At 35.5% G+C, this 19,545-nt stretch carries 14 protein-coding genes; 12 read left to right on the forward strand and 2 right to left on the reverse strand.

What is annotated here, in order from left to right:
* Nucleotides 1-71 precede the first annotated feature (71 nt).
* Nucleotides 72-1,208, reverse strand: coding sequence for a hypothetical protein (locus ACOX6R_RS00215; RefSeq protein WP_433446005.1), 1,137 nt, complete (start codon nt 1,206-1,208; stop codon nt 72-74).
* Between the two features lie 182 nt (nt 1,209-1,390).
* Nucleotides 1,391-2,986, reverse strand: coding sequence for a murein biosynthesis integral membrane protein MurJ (gene murJ / locus ACOX6R_RS00220; protein WP_433446007.1), 1,596 nt, complete (start codon nt 2,984-2,986; stop codon nt 1,391-1,393).
* A 143-nt stretch (nt 2,987-3,129) separates the two neighbouring features.
* On the opposite strand from murJ, the gene ACOX6R_RS00225 reads away from it, so the two are divergent.
* The 12 genes from ACOX6R_RS00225 to ACOX6R_RS00280 all read left to right on the forward strand — a co-directional run bounded on the left by ACOX6R_RS00225 (nt 3,130) and on the right by ACOX6R_RS00280 (nt 19,511).
* Nucleotides 3,130-4,875 carry an ABC transporter ATP-binding protein gene (locus tag ACOX6R_RS00225; RefSeq protein ID WP_433446009.1) on the forward strand — a complete coding sequence of 582 codons (1,746 nt, stop codon included), beginning with the start codon at nt 3,130-3,132 and terminating at the stop codon, nt 4,873-4,875.
* A 62-nt stretch (nt 4,876-4,937) separates the two neighbouring features.
* Nucleotides 4,938-5,513, forward strand: coding sequence for a nitroreductase family protein (locus ACOX6R_RS00230; protein WP_433446011.1), 576 nt, complete (start codon nt 4,938-4,940; stop codon nt 5,511-5,513).
* Between the two features lie 214 nt (nt 5,514-5,727).
* Nucleotides 5,728-6,501 (forward strand): LamB/YcsF family protein, encoded by a 774-nt coding sequence (locus ACOX6R_RS00235; protein ID WP_433446013.1) that lies wholly within the window; start codon nt 5,728-5,730, stop codon nt 6,499-6,501.
* A gap of 10 nt (nt 6,502-6,511) precedes the next feature.
* The gene (locus ACOX6R_RS00240; RefSeq protein ID WP_433446015.1) at nt 6,512-7,708 is read left to right on the forward strand and encodes an NRAMP family divalent metal transporter; all 1,197 of its coding nucleotides are present in this window, start codon (nt 6,512-6,514) and stop codon (nt 7,706-7,708) included.
* A gap of 18 nt (nt 7,709-7,726) precedes the next feature.
* A complete protein-coding gene (pxpB, locus tag ACOX6R_RS00245) occupies nt 7,727-8,473 on the forward strand; it encodes a 5-oxoprolinase subunit PxpB (protein ID WP_433446017.1) in 747 nt (248 codons plus the stop codon).
* Nucleotides 8,466-9,413, forward strand: a complete 948-nt coding sequence (locus ACOX6R_RS00250; protein WP_433446019.1) for a biotin-dependent carboxyltransferase family protein — start codon at nt 8,466-8,468, stop codon at nt 9,411-9,413. The genes pxpB and ACOX6R_RS00250 overlap by 8 nt, the downstream gene beginning before the upstream one ends.
* Entirely contained in the window at nt 9,410-10,207 is a 798-nt protein-coding gene (locus tag ACOX6R_RS00255; RefSeq protein WP_433446021.1) for a putative hydro-lyase, read from the forward strand. Before ACOX6R_RS00250 ends, ACOX6R_RS00255 begins: the two co-directional genes overlap by 4 nt.
* Nucleotides 10,208-11,978: 1,771 nt before the next feature.
* On the forward strand, nt 11,979-14,351 hold the full coding sequence (locus ACOX6R_RS00260; protein ID WP_433446023.1) for an InlB B-repeat-containing protein: 2,373 nt from the start codon (nt 11,979-11,981) through the stop codon (nt 14,349-14,351).
* A 131-nt stretch (nt 14,352-14,482) separates the two neighbouring features.
* Nucleotides 14,483-14,917: a universal stress protein gene (locus ACOX6R_RS00265; protein WP_433446025.1), complete on the forward strand. Its 435-nt coding sequence runs from the start codon at nt 14,483-14,485 to the stop codon at nt 14,915-14,917.
* 1,610 nt (nt 14,918-16,527) lie between these two features.
* Complete coding sequence (locus tag ACOX6R_RS00270) at nt 16,528-17,670, forward strand: acyl-CoA dehydrogenase (protein ID WP_433446027.1); 1,143 nt, start codon at nt 16,528-16,530, stop codon at nt 17,668-17,670.
* Between the two features lie 18 nt (nt 17,671-17,688).
* Nucleotides 17,689-18,489 (forward strand): electron transfer flavoprotein subunit beta, encoded by an 801-nt coding sequence (locus ACOX6R_RS00275; RefSeq protein ID WP_433446029.1) that lies wholly within the window; start codon nt 17,689-17,691, stop codon nt 18,487-18,489.
* Between the two features lie 14 nt (nt 18,490-18,503).
* Entirely contained in the window at nt 18,504-19,511 is a 1,008-nt protein-coding gene (locus ACOX6R_RS00280) for an electron transfer flavoprotein subunit alpha/FixB family protein (protein WP_433446031.1), read from the forward strand.
* The last annotated feature ends 34 nt before the right edge of the window (nt 19,512-19,545 follow it).

Here is a 19,545-nt window from a genome sequence, read left to right on the forward strand (position 1 = left end):
TTTAATGCGTAAATTTTAATGCACAGGTTAAAAAAAGACCACAGCATCTGCTGTGATCTTCGCACTACTTATTATTTATTTACAAAATAAAAAGCTTCTTTGTCGTTATAAACTTTGTCAGTAAAAGTTATTATCTTTCCAGTTTCCTTTTGAACTTCAAAGAGTGAGTTGACTTGGTTAAGTCCCTTTGTCTTTATTCCATATCTTTTAATTGCATTTTTTACATCTTTTTCATCAGAAGAGATGAACTGATAAACTATTTTGTCTTTCTTTGTAAGTTTTGTCGGAACTTTTTCTGTTCCGTTTAAAAAGTCTAGTATGCTCTCGTTAGATAGTTTTATATTGCTGAAGTCTTCATTGCAATCATCTAAGTTGCACTCAGGATAAATTTTATAAGTCTTGTGATTTACAAAGTCTTCGTACTTAACTGTTGTGTCCATGTCCTCTATGTCATAATCTTTAAGTGCAGAAGTAATAAATTCAAAGTGTTTATTAGTTGGTTTATCTGTTATATCGAGGTTCTCTGTGGTTTTTTCATCTAAAGCTGTAGATTCTTTTTTATTTTCCTTATCATCATCTGAATTTGAAGCGTCTAATTTTTCTTCTTTGTCTTTAACTTCTTCTTTCTTTTCTTCTTTAGGTTTAGACTCTTCTTTAATTTCTTGAGACTTTTCAATAATTTTATCTTCTTCTATATTATTTTTTAAATCTTCTGTTTTAATTTCTTGAGCATCTTTTTCTGCATAAGATTCATCTGTCGTAGCTTTTGTGTCCGATGCCTTCGTATCAGAAGTTTTAAGTTTTCTTTCTTCTTTTGCTTTTTCTGCCTTTATTATCTTTTCGTCTTCTTTTTTCTGTTCTTCTTTTAAATTTTCAAAAGCATTTTCCATTGCTTCAAGAGGCTTATCATCAACATAAGTATTTTCTAGAGAATCAGTTGATTCTACATTTTCTTTAGAAAGCTTTTCGTTTTTCTTTTTTCTGTTCTTTGACCTATCTTTTTTTCTGCTGTCATCATAAGTCTTCGGACCTTTAGGTTTTTCACTTTCTAAATTTTTAGCTACTACATTTTCTTCTTTGTGAACTTCTTTCTTTTCAATTTTTTTAGATTCTAAAGCCGCATTATTCTTCTCTTTCTTATCTTCATTTTTCTTTTTCATGTAGTAGATAATAAGTAAGATTACGACTATCGAAATAATAACGCCCATAACGCACCTCCTAAATTACATATATAATATACCAAAAGTCTATATTTTGGAATACTTTATTCAAATAATTATATAAAAAGTTAAATAAATATCATAAGACATTAAATTTCGATAATTATTTATAAGAAAGTGCTTATAAATTTTTAAAGTTTAAATATAAAAAAGCATAAATCCAACTGGATCTATGCTTTAGATTTTCTTTTATTTTCAATTTTTGTTTTCATAATTCCCACAACGTCTCTGATTTCACGAACTCCTAAGTAGTATAGGCAGATTACATAAATCACTGCGGCAATTAAAATTACAATTAAAAGAGCAATTAGCTTTAATAGAGTTGCTGTTCCGCCACTTGCAAAAGTCATAATCAGCTTTTCGTATGGGAAGTAGGAAAGTGAAACCACTCCCATTACAACTGATGCCATGGCAGTCTTTATAAGAGCCTTTACAAAAGACCTTGCGCCCAACTTTCCAATCTTCTTTCTAAGAAGTATAAAGGAAATAATCACGGCAACAGTTGTGGAAATTGAAACTGATGCAGCAAGTCCATTTGTGCCATAGTGTTTTGCAACGGCAAGGTTAAGTCCAACGTTTAAAACTACGTTTACGACACCGATATAAAATGGAGTCTTCGTATCCTCTATTGAATAGAAAATTCTGTTAAGAACATTCGATAGCGAAATAGAGATAAGAGAGAGTGAATAGAATCTCAGTGTCGAAGTCGTCATAAGACCATCTGCAGATGTAAATGAACCTCTTACAAAGGCAATCTCAATTAAAGGACGAGCAAGGATTATCATTCCAATAGTTGCCGGCACTGTCAAGAAGAGAACTGACTTGATTGAGGCGTTCATAACTTTTTTGCCTCTAACCATGTCTCCACTTCCAAGAGTCCTTGTAAGTATAGGAAAGACTATGGCAGTTATTGCAGTTATAAATACTCCAATAATCATCGTGTTCATTTTATTTGCAAAGTATAAAATTGATGCTGCGCCTTTTCCCATTCCCGAAGCAAGGTTTCTATTTACGATAGTATTGATGTCATTTACAGAAACAGAAATAAATACTGGAAGGGCAAGGACTATTGCATCCTTTACATACTTGTCGTTAAAGTCCAATATAAATTTTGGTCTGTAGCCAATTCTATAAGCACTTGGAAGAAGGAATATAAACTGTGCAAGAATACCAAGAACTGATGCCACAGTAAGTCCAATTATTCCAACATGATGTGAGAATAAAAGTAAGTAGACGATGTATGTCATGTTAAGTGGTATTGCAATTGCTCCTGCAGCGGCGAACTTGCCACCATGTTGAAGATATCCTGTCAAAACTCCAACCCATGCTGAGAATAAAACTACGGGCATTCCAACTTGTATTAATTTTACGACTATTTCGTAAGTTTCTGGGTCTGCTTGAGATGCAGTTAAAAGTGCAATCTCCTGTGGAAAAATTATTCCAAGAGCAATTATGACAAAAGAAACTAGAGTCGAAATCACAAGTAAGTTATTTGTAAAATAATTTTTGCGTTCGTGTCCAAGGTCTGTCTCGGCTTTTTGGACAGAAGGTATATATGTTGTTGCGATAGCTTGTGTTACAAAACCTGCAATCATAGCTGTGGCAGCTTGTGCAAGTGAGAAGGCATCCATTTCAGTGCCTGCTCCAAAGACATATGCAGTTAAGGATTCTCTAGCAAAACCAAAGACTTTTCCTATTAAAGAAAATATTATAATTGCCAGAGTGGATTTTGCAATTTTGCTACCTGTGGTACTATTATTTTCCAATTTAAAATCTCCTTTGATATCTTTATTGATTATAAATTGTAGAGATTTTTATGTCAAGAAAATACAGTTCAAAAGGAAGGCAGATGTAAATACTTTGTAAATATGTTATTATTGATAGTGTATATCATGTAAAGGAGGAAAAGATGAGCAATACAAAACTTATAAAGAAAATATTACCTTATTTTCATAAATACAGATTTACTTTAATGCTCGATTTAATTTGTGCGGCTTTTACGACGGCAAGTGAAATGATACTTCCACTACTTCTTAGAAAACTCACAAGCGTTGGGATGGAAGATATAACTCTTATAACGGCATCATTTATAACAAAGCTTGCACTAATATATTTAGTTATAAAAGTAATCGAAGTAATCGCTCAGTATTTTATGACAAATATAGGTCATATTATGGGTGCAAAAATTGAAACGGACATGAGGCGCGACCTTTATTCACATCTTCAAACTCTTTCCTATTCATTCTACAATGAGACAAAAGTCGGCGTCATTATGTCAAGGATCACAAACGACCTATTCGACATAACTGAATTTGCCCATCACTGTCCAGAGGAATATTTTATAGGCGCAATAAAAATATTAATATCAATGATTATTCTTCTATCTATAAATGTAAAGATGACCATCTTAATTTATCTCATGATACCTCTTATGATTTATTTTGCTGGTCACTATAGAACGAAGATGCGAGAAGCGCAAAAGGCTCAAAAAGTTCACGTCGGACACTTAAACTCTGCAATCGAAGACTCACTTCTTGGAATAAGAGTGGTAAAATCTTTTGCCAACGAAGATATTGAAAATGAAAAATTCATGTACGAAAACAACAAGTTTTTGGGAATCAAAAAATCATTTTACAAGTCCATGGCAGGTTTTAACACAGTTACAAGAATTTTTGATGGGCTCATGTACATTGTATTAATCGTAACAGGTGGATATTTCATGATGAATGGAGAGATCCATCCACAGGACTTAATCGTCTATGTAATGTATGTTCAATCACTTCTTGCAACAGTAAAGAGAATTGTAGAATTTACAGAGCAGTTCCAAAAGGGAATGACTGGAATCGAAAGATTTACAGAGATAATGAGCATAAAGCCAGAAATTTACGACAAAGACGGTGCAATATCTTACGACAATGTTAAGGGAGATATTGAATTTAGAGATGTAACTTTTGCCTACGAAAAGGGAGATAGGAATGTACTAGAAAACTTTAACTGCGACATTAAAGCTGGTCAAAAACTTGCAATAGTTGGGCCAAGTGGAGCGGGCAAGACTACAATCTGTAACCTAATACCGAGATTTTACGACGTAAATAGCGGAAGCATTTTAGTTGATGGTCACGATGTGCGAGACATTAAACTTAAATCCCTTAGAGAAAATATTGGAATAGTTCAGCAAGATGTATATTTATTCTCGGGAACTGTTAAGGATAACATTGCCTATGGAAAGCCGGGAGCAAGTGATGTAGAAATCATAGAAGCAGCCCGACTTGCTGGAGCTTATGATTTTATAATGGCACTTCCCGATGGATTTGACACTTATGTTGGAGAGAGGGGAGTAAAACTTTCTGGAGGACAAAAGCAAAGAATTTCTATTGCAAGAGTCTTTTTAAAGAACCCACCAATCTTAATACTCGACGAGGCAACTTCTGCACTTGATAACAAGAGCGAGATGGTAGTTCAGGACTCAATCGAAAAATTATCAAAGGGAAGAACTACACTTACAATTGCACACAGACTAACAACTGTTCAAAATGCAGATTTAATTCTTGTCATGACAAAAGACGGAATAGTTGAGCGCGGTACTCACGAAGATCTCATGAAAAACAGAGGATACTACTACAATTTATATACAAAGGGCGGAAGGCTTGAGTAGTATAATATAAATATGGGTACTTTGTACTATAGCAGAATAAATTTTAAACTGAGGGGTGCCATATGCAAAATTATTTTGAGATGATTAAAAATAGAAGATCTTACTACAATTTATCAGAAGGAATTGATCTTTCAAACGAAGAAGTAAAATATATTTTTGAAGATATATTAAACACAACTCCTTCTGCAATGAATTCTCAACCAGTTAGAGTAGTGTTATTATTCGATGACAAGTCAAAAGAATTTTGGACAAAAGTAAATGAAACTTACGACAACAAAATCGACAAGGACAAATTTCACGGATTTTTCCACGCAAAGGGAACTGCGCTTTACTTTATTGACGACGATGTAGTTAGAAAGATGGAAAAAGATATTCCAAGTTATGCCGACAGGATGGAGCAGTGGGCAGAGCACGGATGTGCAATGATTCAGCTTAACGCTTGGCAAGGACTAAGAGAAGAAAACATTGGAGCAAGCCTTCAACATTATAATCCACACATTGACAAGTGGGTTAGAGATCTATATGATCTTCCAGAAAATTATAGACTTGTTGCACAAATGCCTTTTGGAAAAATTGAAGAAGAGCCAGAAGAAAAAGATAAAGCTCCAATGGATAAGTTATTAAAAGTATTTGAATAAATTAATTTTAGTTAAAAACTTTTAAATTTCCAAAAAAATTTACAAATACTCTAAAAGTTGTATTTCAATGGGAAAACGTAGATTTTTCTTAAATAAATAACCATTTGTAATACTTTAATCAGTTGAATAATATTATTTTATTTATTATAATAGTGTTGTAGCAAATTTTTGTTTACAGCATTATTTTTATTATTTATTTAAGGAGGAGAATGTAATGACTTATTTTGTTGACTTAAACAGTGATATCGGAGAATCTTTTGGTGCATACAAAATTGGTATGGATGAAGAGATAGTAAAGCATGTCACTAGTATTAACTGTGCATGTGGTTTTCACGCAGGTGACCCATTAATTATGGACAAGACTGTTGCCGCAGCTGTTGAAAACGATGTACAAATTGGAGCTCACCCTGGATATCCAGACCTAATGGGATTCGGTAGAAGAAAAATGGCGGTAAAACCTGAGGAAGCAAGAGCTTATATGCTTTATCAAGTTGGAGCGCTTGATGCTTTTGCTAAAGCTCACGGAAGAAGACTTCAACACATGAAACTTCACGGTGCATTCTACAACACTGCTTGTAACGACGAAGCGCTTGCAAACGCAGTTCTAGATGCAGTAGAAGAGTATGACAAAGATTTAATCCTTATGGTTTTAAGTGGCTCATACATAGCTAAAGAAGGTAAGAAGAGAGGACTTAGAGTTGCTCAAGAAGTATTTGCAGACAGAGGCTACAATGAAGATGGATCTCTTGTAAATAGATCACTTCCAGGAGCATTCGTAAAAGATCCTAAAGAAGCAATTCCTAGAGTAATCAAAATGATTAAGGAAAACAAAGTAGTTACTGCTGATGGAAAAGAAATTGACATCGTAGCAGATTCAATCTGTGTTCACGGTGACAACCCACAAGCAATTGAGTTCGTTAAAAATATTAGAAAAGGTTTAGAAGAAGAAGGCATTGTTGTTAAACCTTTAGTTGATTTCTTAAAATAGGAGGATAATCATGACAGAAAAAAAAGCTAACTGGTCGGTACTATTAGGTGCTGCATTTTTGATGGCAACATCTGCAATTGGACCAGGATTTATGACTCAAACTGCTACTTTTACAACAAGTCTTGGAGCAGACTTTGCAGCAGTAATTCTATTTTCAATTCTTATGTCTTATGTAGCGCAACTTAACGTATGGAGAGTAATTGCCGTTTCTAAAATGAGAGGGCAAGATATTGCAAATAAAGTTTTACCAGGTCTTGGATATGTAATAGCAATCCTAGTAGCACTTGGCGGTCTTGCATTTAACATCGGTAACGTTGGTGGAGCAGGACAAGGTCTTAATGTAATTTTTGGCATTGACATTAGAATCGGTGCAGCAATTGGTGGACTAATCGGAATCATCATTTTCTCATCTAAATCTGCAAGTACAGCAATGGATAAACTTACACAAGTTTTAGGTGCAGCAATGATTATACTTATAGCTTTTGTAGCTATAAAAACTAAACCTCCTGTTGGAGAAGCAGTTGCATCAGCTGTAGTTCCAAAGGGCGGATACAACTCAATCATCCCAGCAACTCTTACACTAATCGGTGGTACTGTTGGTGGATACATTGTATTCTCTGGTGGTCACAGACTTATTGATGCTGGTATCGTTGGTGAAGAACACTTACCAGATGTAAACAGATCAGCTTCTCTTGGAGTATTAGTAGCATTCATAGTTAGAGTACTTCTATTCCTAGCTATCCTTGGTGTTACAAAAATGGCTAATGCTGATATCGACCCTGATAACATCGCAGCTTCTTCATTTAAAGCAGCATCTGGTATCGTTGGTTACAAGATATTCGGTATAGTTTTCGCTTCAGCAGCTTTCACATCTGTTGTAGGGGCAGCTTATACTTCAGTATCTTTCTTAAAGACATTATTTAAACCAGTAGCTGAAAGAGAAAATTTAGTAACAATATTATTTATCGTTGTTTCAACAATAATATTTATATTTATCGGTCAACCACAAACTCTACTTGTTGTTGTAGGAACACTTAACGGATTTATCTTGCCGATAACTCTAGCAGTAATTCTTGTAGCATCTAAGAAGAAGAGCATTGTTGGAGACTATAAACACTCTAATTTACTTTTCGTTCTTGGCTGGATAGTAGTAGCTATTACAGCTTTCATGGGAATTAAGACATTAATAGGAAACCTTGGACTATAAAGAGAAAAGGAGAGTTAAATGTATAAAGAAATAAAATTTCTACCAGCAGGCGATAGTGCTCTAGTAATGGAATTTGGAGATACTATCGAAAAAGAAATTAACGCAAATATTGCAGCAGTGGTAGAAAATTTAAAAAAAGAAAAAGTAGACGGAGTAGTAGACATATTGCCTACTTACAGATCTATTTTAATCAACTATGACCCTATAAAATTAACTTTTAACGAGCTAGTTGATATATTAAATAACTTAAAAACAGGCGGAGCAGGAAATGTAAGTGAATATGTAAGGCTTGTAGAAATTCCTACACTTTATGGTGGAGAATATGGCCCTGATATCGCATTTGTTGCAGAGCACGCTAATATGAGTGAAGATGAAGTAATAAAAATTCACTCTGGAACAGATTATTTAGTTTACATGATGGGATTCATGCCAGGCTTTACTTACCTTGGAGGACTAGATGAAAGAATAGCAACACCAAGACTAAAGAGCCCAAGACTTAAAATTGAACCAGGGTCTGTAGGTATTGCATCTAACCAAACAGGTATGTATCCACTAGAATCACCTGGAGGATGGCAATTAATAGGACGAACACCTGTAAAACTATTCGACGAAACTGTAAACCCACCAGTATTCATCCAAGCTGGAGACTACATTAGATATGTCCCAATAACTGAAGATGAATATAACAAAATAAAAAAACAAGTAGACAACAAAGAGTACAAAGTCAAGATCGAGAAGGTTAAAAGGAGTGAGCTAAATGAGTAGTATTGATGTAATAAATGGTGGAATACTGACAACTATTCAAGACAGTGGAAGATATGGCTATCAAGAACTAGGCATTCCTACTTCTGGAGTTATGGACGATTACAACTATAAACTTGCTAACATTCTTGTTGGAAATGATTTAAAAGAGGCAGTCCTTGAAACAATTTATTTTGGACCAACTCTTAAATTTAACGAGGACTTAGTTATTGCACTAACAGGTGCAAACATGAGCCCAAAAATAAATGGAAAAGATGCTCCAATGTTTGAATCAATAGAAGTAAAAGCAGGAGACACTCTACAATTTGGCAAAATGAAAGAAGGCCTTAGAGGTTACATTGCTTTTGCAGGTTCAATTGATGTTCCCGTAGTAAACGGATCAAAGTCAACTCACATAAAAACAAAAATGGGTGGACTTGACGGAAGAGCATTAAAACCAAAAGATGAACTTAACATCATAAAACCAAAATCAAAACCAAAGATGAGAAAAATTCCTGCAAAATACTTGCCTAAATTCTCACACTTTAATATCTTAAGAGTTGTACTTGGACCACAAGACGATTACTTTACAGAAAAGGGAATCCACGATTTATTTAGATCTGGGGGATATCAAGTTACAAAAGAACTTGACAGAATGGGAATAAGACTTAAAGGTGAAAAGATTGAACACAAAGAAACTGCAGATATAATATCTGATGGTACAGCATTTGGTTCAATTCAAGTACCAGCAAACGGACAACCTATTATCCTATGTGCTGACAGACAAACAACTGGTGGATATACAAAAATAGGAACTGTAATAAGCGCCGACTTGCACAAATTAGCACACATGAACTTCCTTGACAAAATAGTTTTTGACAGAGTAAGTGTAGAAGAAGCAAATAAAATTGCAAGAGAATATGATGCACAGTTTAAGAAAATTATTGAGGAGTCAGTAATATGAAATTAAGTGAACTAGCAAAGATGAGCCCAAAAGAAGTAAGAGAACTTATTAGAAAAGGCGAAGTTAATGCGCCAACTTCTGGCATGAGTGAAGGATACTTGCAAGCAAACCTTGCAATACTTCCAAAAAAATATGCCTATGACTTCTTGCTATTTGCACAAAGAAATCCAAAACCATGTCCAATACTTGAAGTACTAGATGAAGGATCATCTCTTACAAAAATAATGGCAGATGGCGCGGATATAAAGACAGACGTGCCAAAATATAGAATCTATAAAAATGGAGAATATGAAAAAGAAGTAACTGATCTTAAAGACGTATGGCAAGATGACTTCGTAACATTTGTAATAGGATGCTCATTCTCCTTTGAAAAAGCAATGCTTGAAGCAGATGTACCTGTAAGACACATTGAAGACGAACACAATGTTCCAATGTATATTACAAATATAGAATGTGAAAGCGCAGGAGTATTCCACGGAAACACTGTAGTATCAATGAGACCTATACCTTATAAAGATGTAGTAAAAGCAACTACAGTAACAGCAAGATTCCCTGCAACACATGGTGCACCAATTCACATTGGAGACCCATCTGTAATAGGAATTAAAGACATTGACAAACCTGACTTTGGCGAAAGAAGTGAAATAAGAGAGGGCGAAGTGCCAGTATTCTGGGCTTGTGGAGTAACACCTCAAGCAGTGGCTATGGCATCTAAACCTGACATTATGATAACTCACGCACCAGGACATATGCTTATCTTAGATAAAAAAGACGCATACGTTTCAGTATTTTAATTAAATATAATTAGAAAGTAGAAAGATTTTGACTGAGCTTAATTGGTCAAAATCTTTTTTTGCTTACATGAATCCATGTAGAGTTGAAAAAATAAAAAATAGAACAAACGAAAAAAGGTATGATGCGAGACACGTCAGGGGCCGCTCGGCCAAGTGACGTTCCCCTGACATATCCTTTTTTCTATTTTTAAAGAATTTAAAAAACCTCTCGACCGTCATCCCGAGCTTGCCGAGGGATCTGCACCTTCTGGAGAAATAACCTCATCGTCTTAAAGAAAAAACCTCCCTACCGTCATCCCGAGCGAACGTGAAACGCGAGTCGAGGGATCTGCAAAGTTATCAAGCGAGAACTAATCGTCTTGACTAAAAAACCTTATGGAGATCCTTAAAAGAATAAAAAATAATTAAACAAACGAAAAAAGGTATGATGCGAGACACGCTCGAGGCCGCTCGGCCAAGCTAATGGTCTCTGCATCATATCCTTTTTTCTATTTATGAAGAATTTGGAAAACTTCCCGGTCGTCATCACGAGCGTTCTCTGAGGGATCTGCACCTTACGTAAAAAACCTAATTGTCTTAACGAGAAGTCTCTCACTCGTCATCTTGAGCGAGAGCTTTGCTCGAGTCGAAAGATCTGCACCTTCTGGAGAAACAACCTCATCGTCTTAAAGAAAAAATCTCCCACCCGTCATCCCGAGTGAGCGTGAAACGCGAGCCGAGGGATCTGCACCTTACTGAGAAATAACCTAATCATCTTAACGAGAAGTCTCTCACTCGTCATCTTGAGCGTAAAAAAATTCGTAAGAATTTTTTGAAGTCGAAAGATCTGCAACTTGTGAAGAAACAGCCCCATCGTCTTAAAGAAAAAACCTCCCACCCGTCATCCCGAGCTTGCCGAGGGATCTGCAAAGTCATCGAGCGAGAATTAATCGTATTAAAGAGACAATTTAAAGGAGAGACTCCAAAACACTTTTCTGTCAAGACGATAACACATCGTTCCCTAGTCTCCACAGATCCTTTATAGACCTAACAGAAATCTTTGATTTCGTTGTAGGTCTTATGCTGTAAGTGCGACTCCACTTCAGGCTATGCCTTCCGTTCCGCTCAGAATGACGTTGAATGGGATAGTTTTCTATATAAAGCCGATAAATCATAGGCGCAGTAGCGCTCTATTTAAGTCTCAACCTTTACACACCAGTCATCCCAAGCGAGCAAAGCGAGTCGAAAGATCTGCACCTTCTGGAGAAACAACCTCATCGTCTTAAAGAAACAACCTCCCGACCGTCATCCCGAGCTTGCCGAGGGATCTGCAAAGTAATCTAACGAGAACTAATCGTCTTAATGTAAAAGCGTAAAGGAGAAGACCTCAAAAACCCTTTCTCTTCAAAACGCCAACACATCACTTCCGCAACCCTATAGCTCCTTAAATTTTAATAGCTTCGTTTTACAATCTCTCTTTCCAATCCTTAGTCCCAACAACATCAAGGTAATATTTTCTCAATTAAAAATCCAAATTCCAACAAAATTGTACTTTTAAAGTATAAAATTTCAAAAAATTAATTAAATTTTACAAAAATTATATTAAATCAAAAAAACCTCAATCTTAAAACAGTGTTAATTAAAGCCTTTGTTTTTATTAAGTGTTGTTAAAGGAATTGTTACAAATTTGTTAAATTATCAAAGAATTGTTTAAAATTGTATTTTTGCGTTTTGTATGGGGTATAATCTAACCAAGGGAAAATGTTTTATATAATTAAAAAGGAGGTTAATCATGAAACATAAAAGACTCATAAGCTTATTGCTTGCAATGATTATGTTATTGGCAGTGCCAATTGGCGTATTTGCAGAAGACGGAACAGGTTCAGAAGCACCTGCAGCTGACACTACGTTTAAAGTAACGGTTAATGGTGGAACAACTGAAAATAACCCAGCAGCAGAAAATGATACAGTTACAATAAAAGCTAATGCTGCTGAACCAGGTAAAAAATTTGACAAATGTACTACTCAGTCTGACGAAGTTGTTTTTGCAAATGAAAATGACGAAGAAACAACGTTTAAAATGCCTGCTCATGAAGTGACTGTTACAGCAACTTATAAAGATAAAGATTATTCAATTGGCATGACTAAGGGTACGGCAACACCAACTAAAGCAGATGAAGGAGACCAAGTAACCATAGTTGCTAATACCCCAGAAGCGGGTGAAGAATTTGTTAAGTGGGAGGCAACAGGTATTACAATTGATAATCTAACTGAATCTACATTAACTTTTATAATGCCTGCTAACAATGTAACTTTTACAGCTACTTATGAGAAAATAACTTATAATGTAAATGTTGAAGGTGAAACAGCAAATCCAAATAAAGGAAAAATGGGAGAAGAAATAACATTAAAAGCTACAGTTCCAGAAGATAAAGATTTTGTTAAATGGAATGTAACTAGTGATAATGTGGAATTAAGAGATTCCAACAAAGAAGAAACAACATTCACAATGCCAGCTGGTGACGTAAATATTACAGCTGTATTTAAAAATAAATCAGAACCAGCACAAAAATATGATATAACAGTAAATAGTGATGGAAATGGTACAGCAAAAGCAAATCCTGCAACAGCTGCAAAGGATGAAACTGTTACATTAACAGCTGAACCAAATTCTGGTTATAAATTTAAAGAGTGGAAAGTTATTACACCTACAAGTTTATCAATTAAGAATGATAAGTTCACAATGCCAGGAGAAGAAGTAGAAGTTAAAGCTATATTTGAAAAGAAATCTACTCCATCTACAAAAGAACGTTTATATATCAGAGATGAATATGTAAGTGGAAATTATGTATATGGTTATGTTGAAGATGAAGACGACTACAGAGTAAAAAATGCAACTGTAACTGCATACGACAGATATGACGACAAAGAAATTGACAACGATAAAACTGATTCTAATGGTAAGTTTAAGATTTGGATAGGCGACAGATATTATAGGGATTACGACTATTATTATGATGGATATTACTTCGACAGAAGCGATGTAAAATATGATAGCAATGACGATCCATATATCAGCACTTCTAATGGTAGAAAATGGTTACCATCTGACTGGAGTTCAAAATATTATAGAAGCGGTAGAAGATATTATGATTATGATATTTATCTAATTGCAGAAAAAACTGGATATCATGACTCTAGTAAATATTATCTAGATGACAAATATTATGACGATTATTGGCACGACGGAAAATATTACAATGGTAAATATTCTCTAACTCCATCAATCGAATCAGCTTATGCTGGTGAAAAGAATGTTAAGGGTAGTGCAGGAGACTATGCAGACATTACAGTTTATGACGATGACGGATATAAACTTGGTACTGCAACTGCAGATAGAGATGGAGACTTCACTGTATATCTAGACAGAGCTTTAAAATATGGTGAAAAGATTAAAGTTGAAGCTAAAGACGGAAGTCGTTATTCTAGCTCTACAACTTACACTGTAAAATATAAAGACAGTACAGATGTTACAAGCTTTGTAAGACCTGCTTACATCAAGGGTTATCCAGATGGAACATTTAAACCAGGTGCAACTATTACAAGAGCAGAAGCTGTTAAGATGTTTGTTGGACTAATCAATAACGGCAAGGACGTTGCTCACAGTTCTAATACAGGATTTAGCGACGCAGATAACATGTGGTATTCAAGTGTTATTAAATACGCAGTGGATAAAGGTTATATCAAAGGATATGGCGACGGAACATTTAAACCAAATGAAGAAATTACTAGAGCAGAATTTGCTGCAATGATTTCTAAATTTGTTGACAAGGGATATCCAGGAAGCACAAACTTTAAGGACATCAAGGGCCACTGGGCATCTGATGCAATAAGTGCTCTTTATGGCAACAAGAACATTAAAGGTTATCCAGACGGAACATTTAAACCAAATTCTAAACTAACAAGAGCAGAAGCTGTTACTATTTTAAACTCTGTATTTGGCAGAGACACTAGAGTAAATTCTCTATACAACATCAACACTTCTGGACTAAAGACATTTAGTGATGTTTCTAGTGGATACTGGGCATATTATGAAATTCTAGATGCTTCAAACACTCACTCAACTTCTAAAGTTGGCACAGATGGATTTGAAGTTTGGAAATAATTAAAAAAAATAACAAGGGGTCTTGATGGCCCTTTGTTTTTTTATTGCAATAAAGGGTATATAAATTAAAAGAAATATTTTAAAATTATTTTAGGATAATTATGGAATATAGAAGGAAAGGAGATTTATTTATGAAAATATTAGTTCCTATTGATGGCTCTAAGAGTTCAGCTAAATGTATTGAAGTTGCAAGAGGTATGGGAGAAAAGTTAGAGGCAGATTTGATTATACTTACTGTCACTCCTGAAACATCAGTCTTTGAACAATATCCTGCAAACTTTGCATACACTTTGGAAGTTGAAAAGGCAAATGTGGAAAGAGCTGAGTCAATTTTAAAGGATGCTGAAAATGAATTGTCAGATTATCCATATGGAGTGGAGACATATTACACAACAGGAAGTCCAAGTGAACAAATTTGTACTTTCTCTGAAGACAAAGACGTAGACCTTATTGTTATGGGTAACCGTGGACTAGGAGCATTTTCTAGAACTCTCCTTGGATCTGTTTCAAACAAGGTATTAAACCACTCAAGAAAATCTGTATTAGTTGTTAAGGCTGATATTTAAAATTATTAAAATTAATAGATTGGGATGAAGAGGCTTCGGCCTCTTTTTTCTTTGCTTTGGGTAGCGTATACTTCGTTATTCTGAGCGAGAGCTTCGCTCGAGTCGCTGTGTACCCTGAAGGGTGAAAGAGTCTGCACTTTTAGGGGAAACAACATAAGCGTCTTAATGAAAAAGCCTGCCCCTCATCATCTTGAGCGAAAGAAAATTCACAAGAATTTTCTGAAGCCGAAAGATCTGCAAAGCGGTCTAGCGAGAATTATTTGTCTGAAAAAAATGACGTATAGGAGAATTACTCCAATGCACAACTTGGTCAAAACGACAACACATCGCTTTCTCTACCCTACAGATCCTTCGACTCACTTCGTTCGCTCAGGATGACGCCCTCACACTCCGTCATTCTGAGCGAGAGCTTTGCTCGAGTCGAAGAATCTGCACCTTTTAGAAGAGACAGCCTAAGCGTCTTAACAAGAAAACCTCACTGAGAAAACTCCAAAACTCGTTCGTATTAAGACGACCGCACATCGCCACATCTACTCTACAGATACTTCGACGCGGAAAATAAATTTTCCTTGCTCAGAATGACGTATGAAGAGGTGTCTTCCATATAACGTGTACAAATCATAGGCACAGTAGTGACCTATTTGAGCCTCGACCTCTACACTCCGTCATCTTGAGCGAAAGAAAATTCACAAGAATTTTCTGAAGTCGAAAGATCTGCACCTTTAAGGGAAACAGTCTAAGCGTCTTAATAAAAAAGCGTGAGGGAGGATTACTCCAAGACATTTTTGCAATAAGACGAAAACACATCACAAGAATACTCTACAGATCCTTCGACGCGGAAAATAAATTTTCCTTGCTCAGGATGACGTATGAAGAGGTGTCTTCCATATAACGTGTACAAATCATAGGCACAGTAGCGAACTATTTGAGCCTCAACTTCTACACTCCGTCATCTTGAGCGGAAAAAATCCGTAAGGATTTTTGGAGTCGAAAGATCTGCACTTTTAGGGAAAACAACATAAGCGTCTTAATAAAAAAGCGTGAGGGGGGATTACTCTAATACACTTTTAAAATAAGACGAAAACACATCGCAAGAATACTCTACAGATCCTTTATAGACCTAACAGAAATCTTTGATTTCGTTGTAGGTCTTATGCTGTAAGTGCGACTGCGCCTCATGCTTCGCATTCGTCTCCACTCAGGATGACGACCCCACACTCGTCATCTTGATTAGATAACTTTAAGGGGCATTACTCCAAAATTCTTTTTCAATAAGACAAACACATCACCCCAAAAGTTTTATTTTAATAATAATTTATTTAATTAAATCAAAATTATATTAAATAATTTTTTCGGAATGTTATTAATCTATTATTCTTTTTCGGCTGCTTTTGTTATCTTTTTAACTTAAAAGCTTTATTTATTTTAACTTTAAGTAGACGGAGGGCAATTTTTTTTAATTTTTATGCTTTTATTTTTGTCTTGATAAGGCCCCTGAAAGCGTTAATTTAAAAGTATTTGTTGAAAAACACTCAATTAGTGTTATAATATAAACGATGGTATGTTAATTAAATAACATTCTTTATAAAATTTGTTAGGGGGATATTAGAATGGATTTTAGAATGGATAAGGAACATCTACTTTTAAAACAAATGTATGAGCAATTTGCTGAAACTGAAGTAGAACCTATTGCTGCAGATGTAGATGCAACAGAAGAAGTTCCTATGGAAAATGTTAAAAAGCTAGCTAGATACGGATTTTTCGGAATTCCATTTCCAAAAGAATATGGTGGCCAAGGAGCTGACTATTTAGCATATGCAATGGCAGTAGAAGAACTTTCTAAAAAATGTGCTACTACTGGTGTTATTGTTTCTGCACATACTTCACTATGCTGTGCACCAATTTACGAAAATGGTACTGAAGAACAAAAACAAAAGTATCTTCCAGATCTTCTTTCAGGAAAGAAAATCGGAGCATTCGGACTTACTGAACCAGGTGCAGGTACTGATGCAAGTGGACAAAGAACAACAGCTGTTTTAGATGGCGACGAATATATACTTAATGGTTCAAAAATATTTATTACAAACGCAGGATTTGCTGATGTATTTATCGTTATTGCAATGACTGACAGATCTAAAGGAAACCACGGAATTTCTGCATTCATCGTTGAAAGAGGAACTCCAGGATTTACTGTTGGTGAACCTGAAGACAAAATGGGAATTAGAGGTTCTTCAACTTGCGAACTTATTTTTGAAGACTGCAGAATTCCTAAAGAAAATCTTCTTGGTAAAGAAGGTAAAGGATTCAAGATTGCTATGAAGACTCTTGATGGTGGTAGAATTGGTATCGCTTCTCAAGCTCTTGGAATTGCTGAAGGTGCAATTGATGCAACTGTTGAATATACTAAAGAAAGAAAACAATTTGGAAGAAGAATTTCTCAATTCCAAAATACTCAATTTGAACTTGCTAATATGAAGACTGATGCTGATGCAGCAAAGCTTCTTGTTTACAGAGCAGCAGATGCTAAACAAAATGGCGAAGCATACAGCCACTACGCAGCTATGGCAAAATTATTTGCAGCTGAAGCAGCAAGTGATATTACTAGAAGATGTCTACAATTATTCGGTGGATACGGCTACACTAGAGACTATCCAATCGAAAGAATGATGAGAGATGCTAAGATTACTGAAATCTACGAAGGTACTTCTGAAGTTATGAGAATGGTAATCTCTAGCTGGATGGGCGTTAAATAATTGGAGGGAGTATTATAAATGAATATAGTAGTATGTATTAAACAAGTACCCGACACTAATGAAGTTAGACTAGATCCTGTTACTAACACACTTATTAGAGAAGGTGTACCTAGTATTATAAACCCTGACGATAAAGCAGGACTTGAAGTTGCTCTTAGACTTAAAGATGAAAATCCAGATGATGTTAAAGTTACAGTTCTTTCAATGGGACCTCCACAAGCAGATGCTGCTCTTAGAGAAGCTCTAGCTATGGGAGCTGACGATGCTATTCTTGTAAGTGACAGAGCTTTTGGTGGAGCTGATACTTGGGCTACATCATGTACAATCACTGCAGCCCTTGAACACCTTGATTTCGACCTAATCGTATGTGGTAGACAAGCTATCGATGGAGATACTGCACAAGTAGGTCCACAAATTGCTGAACACATTGGTGTGCCACAAGTTTCTTATGTTGAAAAACTTGAACTTGATGAAGATAAAAAAGGTGTTACAGTTGAAAGACAATACGAAGACAGATATCACACAATCAATGTTAAGTTCCCATGCCTAATCACTGCTATTACTGAACTTGCAGAACCTAGATACATGAGCGTTGGTAAAATCTTTGAAGCTTACCAAAAAGAAATTCCTGTTTGGGGTCTTGAAGATATTAAAGACAAACTTGATCTTTCTAATATCGGACTTAAAGGATCTCCTACAAGAGTTAAAAAATCATTCCCTAAACAAGGTAAAGGTAAGGGAGTTCTTCTTACAGACTTAACAGCAGACGAAGCAGCACAAGCAATTGTTGCTAAGCTTCAAGAAAAGTATATTATCTGATGGGGGTTATGAAAATGAGTAAAGATGTATTTGTATTTGTAGAACAAAGAGATAATAAACTTGAAAAAGTAGGTATAGAACTTCTAGGTAAAGCAAGAGAACTTGCTGACAATCTAGGACAAGATGTAGTTGCAATGCTTATCGGCGAAAATGTAAAAGAACACTCTGATATTCTTATTAAACACGGCGCTGACAAAGTTATTGTTATTGAAGATGAAATGCTTAAAGAATATGTTACTGAACCATATGCAAAAGCAGTTACTGCTGTAATTGAAAAATATGATCCTGAAATTGTTCTATTTGGAGCTTCTTCAATTGGACGTGACCTTGCTCCAAGACTAGCAGCAAGAATTCACACAGGACTTACTGCAGACTGTACTAAACTTGATATCGAAGAAGAATCTAAACTTCTTCTTATGACAAGACCAGCTTTTGGTGGTAACCTAATGGCTACTATCGTTTGTGAAAACTTTAGACCTCAAATGGCTACAGTTAGACCAGGCGTTATGCAAGCAATGGATGCTGATGATTCAAGAACTGGAGAAGTTATTGAAGAAAAAGTTGAATTCACTGATGAAGATATGAATGTTAAAATTGTTAACATTGATAAACACGAATCTAAGAAAAAAGATATCACAGAAGCAGCTATCCTTGTTTCTGGTGGACGTGGAATCGGTGGACCAGAAGGATTTGGACCTCTTCAAGAACTTGCTGAAACACTTGAAGCTGAAATTTCTTCTTCAAGAGCAGCAGTTGATGCTGGATGGATCACAAAAGATCACCAAGTTGGACAAACTGGTAAAACAGTTAGACCAGAACTTTATTTCGCAATGGGTATTTCAGGAGCAATCCAACACTTAGCTGGTATGGAAGATTCTGATCTAATCATCGCTGTTAATAAAGACGCTGATGCTCCAATCTTCGAAGCAGCTGACCTTGGAGTTGTTGGAGATATCAACGCAATTGTTCCAAAGCTTACTGAAGCTATTAAAAGAGAACAACAAATTAAAGCTGAAATTTAATTTAATATAAAAAAATGAGAGGCCTCGTGCCTCT

The organism is Peptoniphilus sp. (genome assembly GCF_050943655.1).
GTDB lineage: Bacteria > Bacillota > Clostridia > Tissierellales > Peptoniphilaceae > Peptoniphilus_A.